This is a genomic window from Methylotenera mobilis 13, assembly GCF_000384255.1.
Taxonomy (GTDB): domain Bacteria; phylum Pseudomonadota; class Gammaproteobacteria; order Burkholderiales; family Methylophilaceae; genus Methylotenera; species Methylotenera mobilis_B.
In genome coordinates this window covers 2702125-2719190 of the sequence record NZ_KB913035.1, presented here as the reverse complement: position 1 = coordinate 2719190, position 17066 = coordinate 2702125, and the positions used below count along the sequence as shown (strand labels likewise).

Sequence of the window (17066 nt, the reverse complement as noted above, 5' to 3'; positions counted from 1 at the left end):
AATAATTTTGTCATATTGTCTAGTTAGACTGTGTTGATTAGCAGATATTGGAAATTAAAAAATGCATTCTGAACATACCTTTAAGCAATATGACGCAGAGTTAGAGGCTTTACGAGGCAAAGTGCTTGAGATGGGCGGCTTAGTTGAGCAGCAAATCGTACAAGCACTTGAAGCCTTGGTGAAGCTAGACTCAAATCTAGCTAAAGAAGTGATGGGTAACGATCATCTTGTTAATGCACTCGAAGTGCAGATCGACGAGGGGTGTAGCCAGATTATCGCGCGCCGCCAGCCTGCTGCAGGTGATTTGCGCATGGTGATGATGATGGTGAAAACCATCACGGATCTTGAGCGTATCGGTGATGAAGCAACTAAAATCGCCCGTACTGCACAAAAGATTTTTGATGAAGATCGCATGTACAAGCCACGCTTTAATGAAATTAAATCGATGGTGGCATTGGTTCGAGAGATGTTGCGCACAGCGCTAGATGGCTTTGCTCGATTGGATGTGAGCAAAACTGTAGAAGTAGCAAGACAAGATGAGCAAGTGGATGAGCACTTTCGCTCTGCGATGCGTCAGTTGATTACCTTTATGTTAGAAGACCCACGTACGATTTCTATGTCGCTTGAAGTGTTGTTTGTTGCTAAAGCAATTGAGCGTATCGGTGATCATGCTAAGAATATTGCTGAATACGTCGTGTATATGGTGAAGGGTAAAGACGTTCGCCATATCTCAGTCCAAGAAATGGAAAGAGAAACGTTTGAACCTTAGTATTTGAGTAAAACGGTATTGAGGTACTTGAGGCATTGTATGAATTAAATAAAAAAGCGGTTTTAAAACCGCTTTTTTATTTGTCTAATCAATCGATGTTGCTGTCTCAATGCAGGACTGCAAATTAGATGGTATTTTTTAAGTGCTGGTTTTTTTCGCTGTAGTTTTCTTGGGTGCTGCTTTCTTTGTTGCAGGTTTAGCTTTGGCTGAGCTTGCCTTTTTCTCCGCCACTGGTTTTGTAGCTGTTGTTTTCTTGACGGTAGCTTTTTTTACAGTTGATTTCTTCGCAGGTGTTTCTTTCGCTGCTTTTGCGCTCAATAGTTCTAGCGCCTCTTCCATTGTTAGAGATTCAGGCTCTATGCTTTTTGGTAGGGTTGCACGAATCTTTCCATGTTGCACATAAGGACCGTAGCGTCCCGCAAATACTTCAATTTGACCATCTTCAGTTGGATGACTACCAAGTGAGCAAAGTGGTGCAGGGCCAGTGTTCGCTTGTGCTAATAGGGCTACTGCACCGTCTAAATCAATACTAAATACACTAAGGTTTTTAGGGATTGATTTAAATTTTGCATCGTGATTGATGTAAGGACCAAAACGCCCAATATTGGCAATAATCTTTTTGTTAGTGACTGGGTGTAAGCCTAGGTCGCGTGGTAAAGATAGCAACATGTTTGCTGTGTCTAGGTTGAGATCCGCTAGCGATATTTCTTTTGGAATGCTCACCCGTTTTGGTTTCTTTTTCTCGCCTTCTATAGCAAGGCCTACTTGTAGGTATGGACCATAAGGGCCATTCATCAAGTAGATTTCTTTGCTTGTCGCTGCGTCTACACCAATTGCTACTGGATCTGCACCTGCGTTTGCTGTGCCGTCGATGCTACGTTTGTAGTCACATTTTGGTGTGTCGTTATAACCTGTACATCCGATAAAGCTACCAAATCTGCTTAGTTGTTTTTGTAGGGGCTTTCCACATTTCGGGCACGCTTCATCAATCAGTTCATTGCCTGGGCGATCAACATCCGCTTTGTCGTGAATTTGCTGGTTGAAATCTTTCCAGAACTCATCCATGAGTGGAATCCACTCGCGCTCCCCCTCGGCCACGCTATCCAGCGCGTTTTCAAGATTCGCTGTAAAGTCGTAGTCCACATATTTGGTGAAATGTTCTGTTAAGAATTTGTTTACAACGCGGCCAACGTCTGTTGGTGTGAAGCGTTTTTTATCCAGCAATACATATTCGCGGTCTTGCAGGGTGCTAATAATGCTCGCATAGGTAGAAGGGCGGCCTATGCCGTACTCTTCTAGCACTTTCACTAAGCTAGCTTCTGAGTAGCGTGGAGGTGGTTCGGTAAAGTGTTGGTCACCGTAAATCTTCTCGACAGTGAGGACTTCGCCTGTTTCGAGATTAGGCAATTTGCTTTCATCTTCTTCCTCTTCGTCGTCTGAGCCTTCCATGTATACCGCAATAAAGCCAGGAAATACAAGTGTTTGACCTGTTGCACGGAACAAGTTTGCATCGCTGCCCACGCTTAAATCTACGCTGACTGCATCAAATTTAGCGGGTGCCATTTGACAAGCAAGTGCACGTTTCCAAATCATTTCATACAGCTTGAATTGTTCGTCGTTTAAGTATTGGCGAACGCTGGCTGGTGTACGTGAGATGTCCGTAGGCCGAATCGCCTCATGCGCTTCTTGTGCACTTTTAGACTTGGTTTTGTACATGACGGGTGATTTTGGTAAGTAATCGGCGTCAAAATTCTTTTTAACGTAGTCACGAATCTGCATGACAGCTTCAGCAGCCAAGCTAAATGAGTCAGTACGCATGTAAGTGATTAAGCCTACGGTGCCACTACCTACATCAACACCTTCGTATAGTTGTTGTGCCACACGCATCGCACGTGAGGTGGTGAACCCCAATTTACGGACCGCTTCTTGTTGTAGAGTTGAGGTGGTAAACGGCGCAGCAGGGCTACGGCTACGTTGTTTCTTTTCAACCCGCGACACTGTCGTTTTGCCCGCACTTGCTAGAAGCAGTTTACCTACAATGTCAGATTGTTGGTCATGGTTAATGACCGTGAATTGTTCAACTTTTTGATTGTTGAGTTGTACCAGTTTAGCTTTAAAACCATGTTGATGTTTTAATGCATCTAAATGGATAGACCAATATTCTTGTGATTTAAACGCTTCAATTTCTAACTCGCGCTCAACAATCAGGCGTAAGGCTGGACTCTGCACGCGGCCAGCTGATAGCCCGCGACGGATTTTTTTCCACAGTAATGGCGATAAATTAAAACCAACAAGGTAATCTAGCGCACGGCGTGCTTGTTGTGCATTGACCATTGGCATGGAGATGTCGCGTGGCTCGGCAATCGCGTGTTCTACAGCACCTTTGGTGATTTCATGAAATACGACACGTTTCATGAGTTTGTTTTTGAGGAGATTCTTAGACTTTAAAATCTCGGCAATGTGCCAGGAAATAGCTTCACCTTCACGGTCCGGGTCGGTTGCTAGGTAAATGCTATCGGCACTTTTAACTGCTTTTGCAATCGCGTCCACATGCTTACTGTTCCGCTCAATGATGTCGTACTTCATGGCGAATTGGTTTTCGGTATCTACCGCACCATTTTTAGGAATTAAATCACGAACATGTCCATAAGAGGCAAGCACCTCAAAATCGCTCCCGAGATATTTCTTGAGCGTTTTTGCTTTAGATGGAGATTCAACAATAAGTAGTTTGGACATGAATGCCTAATATTAAGGAGTTTGCTTTTCTAACATTTTGGATGATAACAAGGACATTGCCTAAAATACAACAACTTAAGCGATATAGTGTGAAAAATTTTGCCTGTTACCTTATTTGTTGCGAATAAACTCAATTTTGCTGCCTTCGGTGTTGGCTAAGCTCAATGCAGCGCCTTCATTGGCAATGTCACCAAATAAGGGATCTTCATCATCCGCCTTAGCTTGGCTCAGATTTTTGAAGTCATATAAATTAGTATCAGCTAAATGCGATGGTTCTACATTGGTGATGGCGCGGAAAATATTATTAATCCGCCCAGGTTGCTCACGCTCCCAGTTTTGTAGCATGTCTTTCACTTTTTGGCGTTGTAGATTCTCTTGGCTACCGCATAAATCGCAAGGGATAATTGGAAACTCCATTTGACGCGCGTAGCTGGCAATGTCTTTTTCACTGCAATAAGCTAACGGACGAATCACAATATTTTGTTTGTCATTGGTGGCTAGTTTTGGTGGCATGGCTTTCATTTTTGCGCCAAAGAATAAATTCAGGAATAAGGTTTCAACAATATCATCACGGTGGTGGCCCAGTGCAATTTTATTTGCGCCTAATTCTTTAGCGGTGGTATAGATGACACCACGACGCAGGCGTGAACAAAGCGAGCATGTGGTTTTGCCTTCTGGAATTTTTTCTTTAACGATTGAATAAGTGTCTGCTTCTACAATCCTGTAATCAATCCCTAATTTTTCAAAATAGGCAGGTAATATATCTGCGGGGAAACCTGGTTGCTTTTGATCAAGATTCATCGCAATCAGTTTAAAGTTGATAGGAGCGCGCTCTTGCAATGCAAGCAGAATCATCAGCATGGCATGAGAGTCTTTACTTATTAGCATAACTCCATAAGCTAATCTTGAAAAAAATACTATAAAATCATATAGAAAACTAATATTCATGTTTACATAATAATATAAATGTTAACTTTATGCACATTTTAAGCTCAATCTTTACATTAGTTGTGATTTAAAGTTTACTTGAAATATTAATTTCTTATTCTTGCACTGACCTAATGCAAATACATCCCATCTAGCAACAGGTATCCAGTGTAATGGTCCCATATATGCAAAACCCTTGCCGAATTCTAGCCTAAATTTGGATATGTAATCTATAAGCCCAAGTTCAACATCTCGTTCAACGGCATCATGGGCAATTGTGCAACGGCGCATTGCACAATTGCAAGATCACTCCAAAAATTAACTACCATCAAAATTGATAATTAAAACTAATCCGGCAGAAATATCCGCATAGCTGACGGCCAGTTTAAATTTGAAATACACTACAACGGCCTCAAGTGAACGCTGCAGTTAACCTTGATTTTTACAGTTTCAGTGTCCTGAACTGGAAAAAACATTCATCGTTACGACCCCAGCGATAATTAGACCAATGCCAATAAGTGCGGGAATATCTAGTTTCTGACCAAAAAATCCCCAGCCAATAATAGTAATCAGAACAATTCCTACGCCTGACCAAATTGCATAAGCAATACCGACTGGAATCGAGCGTAAGGTTATTGAAAGAAAGTAAAATGCTATTCCATATCCTATTATCACAACCGCAGAAGGAATTAGTTTCGTAAAGCCTTCACTTGACTTCAATGCCGCAGTAGCAATGGTTTCTGCAACAATTGCTGCACCTAATATTAACCATTTGTTCATCTAATTTCCCAATATAAAATACATCTCAAGGCGTCAGATTATGACTTTATTATTGTATGCTGCACAGTCTAGACAAAAGCTTTAGCTTGTGGGCAAATTGCAGCACAAGTCGCATGCATCATTCATGTAACATCTCAAAATATAAAAGGCCGGAATTCCGGCCTTTTATATTGTTTTATCAATTAACGAATTGAAATTGGAACCAATGTCCCGGCCTTCATATCGGGCATCAGTATCGTTCTACCATCGGCTGATAAGTTAATGTCTGCTGACGACTGATTTCCTTCGCTAATCAATTGCGGAGTCGCCTTGGGTTCGCTTAATTGCCAAACTTTGCCGCCAGCCCAATCGCTGATGTAGAGTACACCGCTAGGATCACGTATCAAACCATCAGCAGCACCAAAGCCTTGATTCAGCAGCGTCAAATTAGACTTAACTTTGCCGTCTTGTTCAGAATAGTCTATGCGGAACAGTTTTCCTGTACCAAAGTCTGCAACCAATAATGCATTGGGGCCATCCATTAATAAACCATTTGGGCGTTTTATGCCGGATTTATCGCTGATGAGTTGCACCACTTGCCCTTGAGACGTAATCTTGTAAATGGCAGCATGTTTACCATTATCTTCCCCGCTATCGGATACATACACGTTGCCTAAGCCATCGATTTCAATGTCATTCAGAAAAACTGGTTTGCTCTGGAAATCTGATGGTTTTGCAATTACCGTTTTATTACCTTGCAGATCAATACGTACTACCTGATCCATATCTGCAACATACAGCTGATTATTGAACATATCGATTCCTTTTGGATCATTCAAACCATCAGCTAATGTAGATTTTGAACCGTTAGCATTAATCACAGTCACCTTACCGTCACCGCTCTTGCCGAATTCACCGATTTCCGTAACAAATATACGCCCATCCGGATGGGCAATCGAAGACTCAGGCATTTTCAAACCCGTTACAGTGCCAAGTGCTGTAGCAGTAGCTGGTGCTTTAGCGTCAGCATTACCTTCGCCATAACTAACGCGGTAAATCACGCCGTTGTAGTCATCAGATACCAGCAATGAGCCATCAGGCAATTGCAGCACATCCGTTGGGCGTCCCCAGATTTCGCCATTATTCAACCAGCCATCAATGAACACCTCAGTTCCAGTCACGCGATGCTGGGCGTCGAATTTCACCTTCATCAGTTGATAACCAACCGGCTTGCTGCGATTCCATGACCCATGTTGGGCGACAATTGCGCTACCTTGGTATTCCTCAGGAAACTGTTTACCACTATAGAATTTAAAACCCAGGTTGGCGCTATGCGCCTGAAACTCAGCTGCCGGAAAAACGACATTCTTTGGTGGTGTTTTATCTTTCAACTGCGGGGAACGAGCGTCACCGCCAGCGTAGTAAGGAAAACCGAAGTGCTGGCCTGCTTTGACCGCTGCGTTTAATTCGTCATGCGGGATATCGTCGCCCATCATGTCGCCGCCGTTATCGGTGAAATAGACCACATTGGTGTCTGGCTGAAAATCGACACCTACCGAGTTGCGAACGCCTTTTGCAAAGGTTTCTACGTTACTGCCATCCGGATCCATTCTGATGATAGAACCTTCAATCCCTTTTGTTTCACAAATATTGCAAGGCGCACCCACTGTTACATATAGCTTGTTGTCCGGACCGAAAGCGATATATCGCCAGCCATGGTGAGCCTTATTCGGCAGCTTGTCATAGATGACTTCGCGCATTTGCTTGAATGGCAGTGTCAAATCAAAATCTGGCGCAGCATAACGTGTAATACGGTTCTGTTCTGCCACGTACAGGTTACCCTTGTACATCGCCACACCATTACCAATGTTCAAATCGTCTAATATGGTAATTACTTGATCTGCTTTGTGATCTTTGTTCTTGTCAACGACTGCATAGACCTTATTGCCACGCGTGCCGACATATATATTTCCATTGGTACCTAATGCCATTTGGCGTGCATCTGGCACATCCGCATAGACTTCGATTTTAAAGCCTGCAGGGACGTTTAATTTACTTAAATTCGCCTGGGCATCTGCTGCTTCAGCATAAGTATTTAGCGATACCGCACTAAATGCTGTTCCCAGCATGAATGCAAGTAGGTTTAATTGCACTTTCATATTTACTCCTTGTTATCGAAACTAGACCAATAGTAGTTTACTGAGGCAATGAGATTTTTTGAATACATAAAACTCCTTATTTATTGCCTAAAACTATTTATAAATATGAATTTATAGTTGATATAATATAGTTTTGTAACCTAAATATATAATTTTTATGACTAAGATGAACTGCTGGCAGGAGTCCGATCAAAGCGACATATGCGACCTCCTTAAGCGTTTGGCGCCGACTGAAGGCTTTACTCTCACCCCTTTAGAAGGTGTGAAGCTCATGCGCTGGAACCGCTCTTTGCCGCGCAGTCCGGTTTTATATGAACCAAGCATCGTGGTGATTTGCTCAGGTCGTAAAATTGGTTATTTAGGTCAAGAAGTTTTTCATTACAACCCGCAGCATTTTTTGGTGCTGTCGGTTCCACTGCCGTTTGAAAGCGAAACGATCGCCAGTGAAGAAGAGCCTTTAATGGGTATTTCGATTCGCATTAATATACCCATTCTCTCCGAGCTGATCTTGATGCTTGATCAAGGGTCTTCCCATTCTGAGCTTGGAACTCATGGGATGGTATCCACCCCATTGGATGCTAAGCTTTCTAATACAGTACTAAGACTGTTGCAAGCATTAACTTCGGCTAACGATACGGATATTCTTGGCCATTCAATCTTGCGGGAGATTCATTATCGGGTTTTAATCAGCAATCAAGGTGAAGCTATTCGCGCATTACTAAGCCAGCAAAATCACTTGGGTAAAATCAGTAAGGCCTTGCGAAGGATACACTCTGATTTTGCAGATGATCTTAACGTCGCGAAACTGGCTGATGAAACCGGGATGAGTTTGGCTGCCTTTCATGCCAGTTTTAAAGCCGTGACTGCAACATCTCCAATACAATATCTGAAAACAACGCGGTTACATAAAGCCAGGTTACTCATGTTTCAAGACGGTACTTCAGCAGCGCATGCTTCCGCTAAAGTTGGCTATGAGAGTCCTTCACAATTTAGCCGTGAATTTAAACGACTGTTTGGTAAAACCCCAATGGAAGATATGGCTGCTATGCGAGAATCACTCATCACATTACCCTTCGACCCGGCTTCTAAATATGTAACCGTTCAGCCGTGAAGAGGAGCTTTGTCCCATATTCTGCTTAATCCGCAAAGCGGACTACCAAAACTCAAACTTTGTGGACTTTTAGGAAGAGTGGACAGAATCTTGGTGCTTTACAACTTATATCAACAGACAAACTAAACCCGATCAAAGATGGTCGGGTTTATCATTTTGCAGAATGCTGCACTAGTCTCTTGAGGAGTTTAATTGCCGGCGTTCCAAATGTGAGTGCGAGCTACCCACTTACCATTTCCATCTTTCTTAAAAACACTAGTCGTAATGCCGCTGTAAGTGACTGTTACACCATCCTTTTCAGCACCACTAGCGCTCCACTTTGCGACCTGATATAGCGTTTCATCATCACCATCAACTGTGACGATCTCCAATTGATGATTCTTCAAACCTGCTTCAAAAAAACTTTTAAATAAATTCTGAATCTCTGCACGTCCAGTCAGAACTTTGCCGTTGCCTGGGGAAAGTACAGCGTTTTCTGCATATAAACTCGCAAGTGAACTCGCATCTGAATTATTAAAGGCTTTATTCCAAGTATTGTTTAATGACTCTACCGTTGTTTTGGCAGTCATTTCTTCAGCAAACGCAATACTTGTTGTTACAAGGCTAAAAGTTATTATCGCGAGTGTGTTTTTAATCAGTGATTTCATATGGGGTAATCCTTAATTGAAGTGTAAAAAACCATGAAATAAATATTTTTTCATGTCGCTTGCAGCTAATTTGTCCAAGCATCATTAATAACAGAACTTAGCAGTCATCAACTGAAATATGAAGATGATCCAAACTCTAGTTAGGCTCATTATAGTTAGCTGGCTAACTAAATGCAAATTTAATCTTTCAGCTTATGTATTAATTTTCTAAGGATTTGAAGCAATATATCTCTTGCCATTACTTAGCAGTTATTAATGTTTTGATAGCACGCATTAAAAAATCGCTAGGGACTGGAGTAGGTCGGCTTAAATGATAAGTTTGCTAAATTTTCTCTCGCTCATGATTTTACTGAGGGATCAATCATGAGTACCAATAGTGCTGTATTTTGAGGTGAGCGCATAATGAACTGGATCGAAAAGATATATCGTCAGTTCAAAACAGATAACACTTTGGAGAATATTATGTGGACAACACCAGCAGCGACTGAAATGCGTTTTGGCTTTGAAGTAACAATGTACGTCATGAATAAGTAATTCCTCAGCGGAATTCACAAAAGGGAGCTTATGCTCCCTTTGTCATTTCTATGACATATTAGATTTATATAGTTATCACTATATGCAAACTTTTTTTGAAGTTACCCACTTCAAACTTTTATAACAAAGAAATCAAAAGTTTCTTCAGGGGATTTAAATGAATACATATCCAAACTATAGAGATGAAAACCGCGATATTACGCTGTTTGAGACTAACAAGTTCCTACGCATACTCTTTACAGTAATGTTTGTTACTGCAGTATTTATTGTACCCGTAGTAACTGCAATCCATTTTCTAGCATCTCCATTGTTACAGGCATAGTTAATTTTCATAGCAATATAGATCGCAGCTGACGTCTCCGATTGATTAGTTTTACTAATCATAGGCATTGAAACAACCAATTGGATTAATTGATAAATGAAGCCTAATATGTTTTCTAACAAAACATCAATTTAAGCTAACAATGAACTCATGGACAAAATTTTATCGATGGAAAACAAGTATCACTCGCTTTCTTAGGATAGATACGCATATTTCTCTTAACAAGAAAACGACTTATCACAAGAAGATTGCTGAAGAACAAAGTTGGCTTGGGATTGGTTAATGTGCGAGTTCTAGATAATAATCTGGTAAATGAAATCGTTACATCAAATTTTTCTCACGTTCGTATATCTAATGCTTACAAAAACTTAGGAGAGTCTTATGGACTGGGTAACAGATTGCTATTAAGTGCAAGATTTAAATAAGGTAGCAGAGACTCTCTTGTTTAATAAAAGGTTGTTCTATTCAGGAAAAAACACTCATTAGTGCCTCGCGTATTCATGGTATATAGACTTAGATACACAACAGCTGTCACTGTTGGAATGATGTAATCGCAACATGTTTTCGACATTAATTCGCATGTTTGAGTATTTTTGCCTAAGGGTGCTACCGATTATTATTTTAAAGTAGCCACAAATTAGTATTTCTGAGTCATGCATTTCTAAATAAACTACTGCATAGCATTGGCGTTTAATTACTATCGCTTACAGATGGCTGAAATATCCGCTTAACTGACGTTCAGTTTTATTTAAACATCGCCAGACATCAACCCAAAGTAGACCTTCAATATAAAGTTAAATAGCAATATCTAGTATTGGAACTGGATCATTTGCACCATTTGGAACACATGCAGCAACTGATGCAGTGATTCTGCCTGCAGTAATATCGCCATCATCTAATTTTGAATCAATAGTGCGTACTGTGTCGCATGATAGGTTATTTATCTGTATTTCGTTTATTACAGATACTGGCAGGGAGCCTGCAGCTCTACGAGCTGTAATAAATACATCAGCCACATTGGAATTATTGCTTCTGGTGAATATCCCATTAATCGTGCCTTTAATCATTCCAGCACGCACTAGATGCTCAGCTACACACCCGACTTCTGTGGCTGTATCAATGCGGCCATTGCCTATTGATGCTGTATTTACTGCAAGGCTGCAACCAGCACTTACATTAGGAATATCATCACCGGCCAGAGGTAAGTCACCAGGTAAATAGTGATACTTATTTTTAAAGCTGGAAGCTGCATCATTCAAGTCTTTAATTAAAGCAATGGTATCTGTAGTTTCTGAATTACCTATTAATGAGCTGCTGCGTGATGCTACGAATCCTAAGATTAAGCCAATTATCATTACGACAATGGCCATTTCTATTAATGTGAATGCTTTGAAAGCTTTCAATTTATTTAACGATGATTTCTTTAACAAAAATCGTGACTGATAATGCAGCGCCATAAGACATAAGTGCTGCCCATAGTGCTAACTTAACTAGACCAATGGTTGTTAGCAATACACTACTTGATAGGGCGAGTACCCAAATTGAAAGCATGAAAAATGCTGGCGTTAAAATTAGTGCTAATTTGAAATTCATTGAATAACTCCAAGTTTATGGACAAGTGTTTTCTATAATTTTTTTATATTTACCATAGAAAGTTACTATGGTTGGATAATTCATAACCCTTCCAATGGTAGATAATGTGTATGGATTAATAGCTGCTCCAGGTGTTGTGTCGCCATCACTCTTTAAGCGCGTTATGACTTGAACATAAGTAATTGGATCTCCCCACGGATTAACTAAATTTATGTTGTTTGCTATCAATAAATTATTAAAATCCCCTTGAGTTGCTGGCGGATTACAATTTACTGTTCCTGGGTTTAACATAAAGCTTGCTAGAGCATCATTGATACTTTCAACTTGTTCAGCCCACTGCGCCTCTGTGGATTTAAGAGAACCATCTTTAACCAATGGCGCTAGTATTTCAGTAGGACTTAATCTTAATAAGACGTCATCAAAACCACCATATACAGCCACATCAATATCAGTATATTCACGATGGTAAAATGTAGCAGGAACTGCAAATCCTGCAGGGACCGCATTTGCAAGTTCATCTGTCCCGGCAACTGGCAGGTTTGTCTGCGTGCCTTTATTGGTGAATGCGCCTAATCCATTATGACCATGTGAGATTACTATTGCAGCATCATTGCCAAGAGGAGTTGCCACCGGATTAGTTGCAGGTGTTCTGGTACTAACTGGCAATGCCCCGGCATCGCCGGTATTAAAGGCAATGCCTGGATTACTTGATGAAGTGGCAGTAACTACGTTTGCATAAGCCAATGTCCACTGCGGTGAAACGGCATATGAAAATATATTTTCCCATCCATCAAGTGCAGCACTTTTTGGTAAATTTAGCGCTCGATAGGGCAATAATCCAAAATATCCGGTGCATATGCTTGGTACTGCACCGTTATTTGCTTCAACCCCATTTTCATTGATGGCAGGGCATGGTAGGCGTTTATTGGTTCCAAGATACGCGATTAAAGCATCCTTAATCACTTCCTGCTTCTTTTTGGTATTACTGATGCTAGAGCTTGCAAGTAGGGCATTTGCAGCTGATAACCCCATTGTGGCTAGAATCCCTATTAAAAAGACCACAACGGCCATTTCTACAAGAGTGAAGCCTGGCTGGTATTTCGTTCGCATATTACCCCTATAAAACTGACCTAGATTTGAAGCACACATTTATCTACTAATATTATGCAGTAATTTTAAATAACGTTGCAAACTAGTTCTTCCTGTAGCAATTTCGGTAAATTAAAGGCAAGTATGAATATCTGGTGCACTACATCGTTATCAAAAAATAATATTGATATAAATAGCTAAGGACAACTATTGGCTGGCTGCTAATATTGACGTGCCAAATCTGTATGGGACTTTGTCCCGCTAATTTGCCGAAGGCTTATAAATCCCCTTAGCTGACGGTCGAAAAATACGCTGGGACTTCATAAGATTTAGAACATACTCGCTCGTAATGACATCGAAATTAAACCTAAGAATCGTCATAATGAGCTAATGACATGTGCTAGAGGGTTTGAAGATGTAGCAATGAATCATAGGTATCTTTGCACTGGCACACCGTATGTTTTACACTGTATCAAGAGTAAGCACCTTACTCAAAAATCATCGACCAGGAATCAAGCATGGCAGTAAGTAATGAACTAACAAAACCAGAAAATGAAAGTGATTTTGAGGCGATGTGTCATGCTCTATACCGTCGGATGTGGAATGACTCCTCTTGCAGCAGAGTGGGAGGCCCAGGACAGTCCCAGTTCGGAATTGACATCCTCGGCCACGATGGCAAAATAAATGTAGGCATCCAGTGCAAGCACTACAACAAAAAGACGTTCACCCTGTCAACCGTAACGGATGATGTCGCTCTAGCAGATGCTGTCGGCCTAGATATTGGCCATATGCTATTCGCGACAACTGCTGCGAACAAGAGCAAATTGGTGCTGGAAGTTCGTAAGCAGTTTCATGCAGTGCGTGCAGCGATTAACCAGGTCATAAATGCATCGCGTCCAGATGGCAATCATAAAGGCGGCGTAGTCTGGCATACGCAAGGCTCAGGCAAGAGCATTACCATGACATGCTTTGCAGCGCGTGTCATGACTGAAGCTGCAATGGAAAACCCGACCATTGTTGTGATTACTGACCGTAACGATTTAGACGGTCAACTATTCGGCGTATTCTCGCTCTCGCAGGACTTGCTACGTGAGCAGCCAGTACAAGGTGAAACGCGCCAAGATTTACGTGCAAAGCTAGCCAATCGTCCTTCCGGCGGTATCGTGTTCGCAACCATTCAGAAGTTCATGCCAGGCGAAGATGAAGATAGCTTCCCTGTATTATCAGACCGCTACAACATCGTTGTAATTGCTGATGAAGCGCATCGAACCCAGTATGGCTTTGAAGCCAAATTCAAGGGCGATGCCAAAGGTTATCAGGTAGGCTACGCTCAACATTTACGTGATGCTCTGCCTAACGCTACCTTTGTTGCCTTTACTGGCACCCCGGTTTCAAGTGAAGACCGTGATACTCGCGCCGTCTTCGGTGATTACATCCACGTTTACGATATGCAGCAAGCGCGGGATGATGGCGCTACAGTCGCAATTTACTTTGAGTCACGCCTTGCCAAGTTAGGACTGAATCAAGAAGCGTTACCTGAGATTGATGCTGAAGTAGATGAATTGGCCGAAGATGAAGAAGATGACCAGCAGGCTCGCTTAAAAAGCAAATGGGCTGCACTCGAAAGCATTGTTGGTGCTGCTCCACGCATACAGCAAGTAGCCAAAGACCTCGTTGAGCATTTTGAAGAGCGTAACAAGGCACAAAGCGGCAAGGCTATGGTTGTCGCCATGAGTCGTGAGATTTGTGTACACCTCTACAACGCGATTACCGAACTGCGCCCGGACTGGCATGATGAAGATCCAGAAAAAGGTGCAATCAAAGTCGTTATGACTGGTTCAGCCAGCGACAAACCATTACTCAGACCGCACGTATACTCCAAGCAAGTTAAAAAACGCCTTGAAAAACGCTTCAAAGACCCTGACGACCCGCTACAGCTAGTCATAGTACGCGATATGTGGCTGACTGGTTTTGATGCGCCGTGCGTACATACGCTGTATGTCGACAAACCGATGAAGGGGCACAACCTGATGCAAGCGATTGCCAGGGTAAATCGTGTATTCCGCGACAAACAGGGTGGCCTGGTTGTAGATTACATCGGCATCGCAAACGATCTGAAACAGGCACTCAAAGAATATACCGCTAGTAATGGCCGTGGCCGACCTACGGTTGATGCTCACGAAGCTTATGCAGTGCTGGAAGAGAAACTCGACGTACTTCGCGCGATGTTGCACGGCTTTGATTACAGCAACTTTCTATCAGGCGGGCATAGTGTTTTAGCAAAAACGGCTAACCATGTACTCGGCATTAAGGATGGAAAAAAACGCTTTGGCGATACTGCGCTGGCAATGTCAAAAGCATTTACTTTGTGCTGCACTTTAGATGAGGCTAAGGCTGTACGTGAAGAAGTCGCTTTCTTCCAGGCAGTGAAAGTGCTGCTAACCAAAAAAGAAATCAGCATCAAGAAAAAAACCAACGAAGAACGCGACCTGGCAATACGGCAGATCATAGGCTCAGCCGTGGTGTCCGAGGAAGTAGTCGATATATTCGATGCTGCCGGACTGGATAAACCAAATATTGGTATCCTGGATGAAGACTTCTTAAACGAAGTGCGTAACCTGCCTGAGCGCAATCTTGCTGTAGAAATGCTGGAACGCCTGCTAGAAGGTGAAATTAAAACCCGCTTCGCTACAAACATCGTGCAACAAACTAAGTTCTCGGACTTGTTAGCTAACGTGGTTAATCGCTACCAAAACCGCTCGATCGAAACTGCTCAAGTCATTGAAGAGCTCCTCGAAATGGCCAAGAAATTTAAAGAAGCGGCCGACAGAGGTGCTGATCTGGGATTGAGTAATGACGAATTGGCTTTCTACGATGCTCTAGCCAATAACGAAGAATCTGTGCGTGAACTAGGCGATGAAACGCTAAAGAAAATTGCACATGAACTAGCTGAAAGCTTGCGCAAAAATATAACTGTTGATTGGGCTATTAGGGACAGTGTACGTGCAAGTTTACGCTTGTTAGTTAAGCGCATACTGCGTAAATACAAGTATCCACCAGACCAACAGAATGAGGCTGTGGAGTTGGTTTTGCAACAAGCTCAAACTTTAGGTGATGCTTGGGTATATTCAAATAACTTTAGTGAAAATAAATGAATCAATACAGTTTTAATAAGTTACAAAAAAGAATCCGTAGGGAAACTGGTAAAGCGATAATAGACTTTAACATGATTGAAGATGGAGATTTAGTCATGGTGTGTCTATCTGGAGGTGCTGATAGTTACACCATGTTGGATACGTTGGTGTATTTTTCTAAAATTGCCCCTATTAATTTCCAAGTAATTGCTGTAAATCTGGATCAGAAGCAACCCGGTTTTCCTGAAGAAGTTTTACCAAATTACTTAAAAAGTATTGGAGTAGATTTTAGAATTGTTGAACAAGATACATATAGCGTTGTAAAAGATAAAATACCAGAAGGTAAAACTACATGTTCATTGTGTTCTAGATTACGCAGAGGTATTCTTTATAAAACAGCAAAAGATTTAGGCGCCACTAAAATAGCACTTGGGCATCATAGGGATGATATTTTACAAACGCTATTATTAAATATGTTTTATGGTGGCAGTTTGAAAGCGATGCCGCCAAAATTGCGATCAGATAATGGAGAAAACGTTGTAATAAGACCTTTGGCTTATTGCGCAGAAAAAGATATAAAGAAGTACTCTGAGATGATGAGTTTTCCGATAATCCCATGCAACCTATGTGGATCACAACCAAATCTACAAAGACAGGTTATGAAAGAACTTTTAGTTAAGTGGAATAAAGAACATCCTGGAAGAGTTGAAAACATGTTTAGAGCAGTTTGCAACGTAGCACCTTCGCATCTTCTGGATAGAGAAATGTTTGATTTTTCAACGTTCACTTCGAAATCTAAAGTTGCATACGATACAGATATGGTTGTGAAAGAAGATTTTAAAACAATTAACTTTGTAGATTAGCCGGTTTGATTTTTCGTATTGTCTGGTAAAGGGTCATTTAACAAGTGATTACCTTTTTCAATCAGAGAAACGTTGTATATCAACTGTGTATGCCTATGCAATAGGGTTTCATATTTAGTAGTTAGCTCTGCTAGTTCAGATTTAAGGCTTTGGATATTTTGTTCATATTCATTGATAGATTTTGGATTGGTTTTATGTGCATTACGACTTTCTTTTAGACGCCTTTTCGCTTCGTTAAACGATATGTGAATGTTCTCGTTTCGTGAAAGTGATTGGCGGGACCAGGTTGAGTCACCCTTTTTAAGAGTCTTTTCCAAATGCACCCTTAGGTCCTCCCATGATAGTAATTTACTAGCTGGCCATTTACGCAATATCTGAAGTATTTCGTTTTCGTCTTTTATGGAAATCTTCTTAGCACCCATA

14 protein-coding genes are annotated in these 17066 nt (G+C 41.5%); 5 read left to right on the top strand and 9 right to left on the bottom strand.

Going from position 1 to position 17066, the window contains the following annotated elements; genetic code table 11:
* Window positions 1-61: 61 nt before the first annotated feature.
* Window positions 62-769: a phosphate signaling complex protein PhoU gene (phoU, locus tag A391_RS0113085; protein ID WP_019899839.1), complete on the top strand. Its 708-nt coding sequence runs from the start codon at window positions 62-64 to the stop codon at window positions 767-769.
* Window positions 770-907: 138 nt separating this feature from the next.
* On the opposite strand, the gene topA is transcribed toward phoU, so the two are convergent.
* From topA to A391_RS0113060, 4 genes are all read right to left on the bottom strand, one after another.
* On the bottom strand, window positions 908-3505 hold the full coding sequence (gene topA, locus A391_RS0113080) for a type I DNA topoisomerase (RefSeq protein ID WP_019899838.1): 2598 nt from the start codon (window positions 3503-3505) through the stop codon (window positions 908-910).
* Between the two features lie 111 nt (window positions 3506-3616).
* On the bottom strand, window positions 3617-4393 hold the full coding sequence (gene ttcA, locus A391_RS0113075; protein WP_019899837.1) for a tRNA 2-thiocytidine(32) synthetase TtcA: 777 nt from the start codon (window positions 4391-4393) through the stop codon (window positions 3617-3619).
* Between the two features lie 489 nt (window positions 4394-4882).
* The gene (locus A391_RS0113065) at window positions 4883-5212 is read right to left on the bottom strand and encodes an SMR family transporter (RefSeq protein ID WP_019899835.1); all 330 of its coding nucleotides are present in this window, start codon (window positions 5210-5212) and stop codon (window positions 4883-4885) included.
* Between the two features lie 182 nt (window positions 5213-5394).
* Window positions 5395-7350 carry an SMP-30/gluconolactonase/LRE family protein gene (locus A391_RS0113060; protein ID WP_029144189.1) on the bottom strand — a complete coding sequence of 652 codons (1956 nt, stop codon included), beginning with the start codon at window positions 7348-7350 and terminating at the stop codon, window positions 5395-5397.
* A gap of 157 nt (window positions 7351-7507) precedes the next feature.
* On the opposite strand from A391_RS0113060, the gene A391_RS0113055 reads away from it, so the two are divergent.
* Window positions 7508-8461, top strand: coding sequence for an AraC family transcriptional regulator N-terminal domain-containing protein (locus tag A391_RS0113055; protein ID WP_081621937.1), 954 nt, complete (start codon window positions 7508-7510; stop codon window positions 8459-8461).
* A 188-nt stretch (window positions 8462-8649) separates the two neighbouring features.
* Here the strand turns inward: A391_RS0113055 and A391_RS0113050 are convergent, their stop codons facing one another.
* A complete protein-coding gene (locus A391_RS0113050; RefSeq protein WP_019899833.1) occupies window positions 8650-9108 on the bottom strand; it encodes a YybH family protein in 459 nt (152 codons plus the stop codon).
* 462 nt (window positions 9109-9570) lie between these two features.
* On the opposite strand from A391_RS0113050, the gene pqqA reads away from it, so the two are divergent.
* On the top strand, window positions 9571-9642 hold the full coding sequence (pqqA, locus tag A391_RS14725; protein ID WP_012777389.1) for a pyrroloquinoline quinone precursor peptide PqqA: 72 nt from the start codon (window positions 9571-9573) through the stop codon (window positions 9640-9642).
* Window positions 9643-10758: 1116 nt separating this feature from the next.
* Here the strand turns inward: pqqA and A391_RS0113040 are convergent.
* Genes A391_RS0113040 through A391_RS14215 form a run of 3 tightly spaced genes read right to left on the bottom strand, consistent with a single transcriptional unit; the run spans window position 10759 to window position 12667 of the window.
* Window positions 10759-11421, bottom strand: coding sequence for a prepilin-type N-terminal cleavage/methylation domain-containing protein (locus tag A391_RS0113040; RefSeq protein WP_081621936.1), 663 nt, complete (start codon window positions 11419-11421; stop codon window positions 10759-10761).
* On the bottom strand, window positions 11369-11557 hold the full coding sequence (locus A391_RS0113035) for a hypothetical protein (protein WP_019899830.1): 189 nt from the start codon (window positions 11555-11557) through the stop codon (window positions 11369-11371). Before A391_RS0113035 ends, A391_RS0113040 begins: the two co-directional genes overlap by 53 nt.
* A 15-nt stretch (window positions 11558-11572) precedes the next feature.
* Window positions 11573-12667: a type II secretion system protein gene (locus A391_RS14215; RefSeq protein ID WP_019899829.1), complete on the bottom strand. Its 1095-nt coding sequence runs from the start codon at window positions 12665-12667 to the stop codon at window positions 11573-11575.
* Between the two features lie 497 nt (window positions 12668-13164).
* Here A391_RS14215 and A391_RS14040 point away from each other — a divergent pair, with 497 nt between their 5' ends.
* Together A391_RS14040 and ttcA (A391_RS0113020) are read left to right on the top strand one after the other, a co-directional pair.
* A complete protein-coding gene (locus A391_RS14040; protein ID WP_019899828.1) occupies window positions 13165-15801 on the top strand; it encodes a type I restriction endonuclease subunit R in 2637 nt (878 codons plus the stop codon).
* On the top strand, window positions 15798-16643 hold the full coding sequence (gene ttcA, locus A391_RS0113020) for a tRNA 2-thiocytidine(32) synthetase TtcA (protein WP_019899827.1): 846 nt from the start codon (window positions 15798-15800) through the stop codon (window positions 16641-16643). The genes A391_RS14040 and ttcA (A391_RS0113020) overlap by 4 nt, the downstream gene beginning before the upstream one ends.
* On the opposite strand, the gene A391_RS0113015 is transcribed toward ttcA (A391_RS0113020), so the two are convergent.
* The gene (locus tag A391_RS0113015) at window positions 16640-17065 is read right to left on the bottom strand and encodes a hypothetical protein (RefSeq protein ID WP_019899826.1); all 426 of its coding nucleotides are present in this window, start codon (window positions 17063-17065) and stop codon (window positions 16640-16642) included. The genes ttcA (A391_RS0113020) and A391_RS0113015 overlap by 4 nt on opposite strands.
* Between the last annotated feature and the right edge of the window lies 1 nt (window position 17066).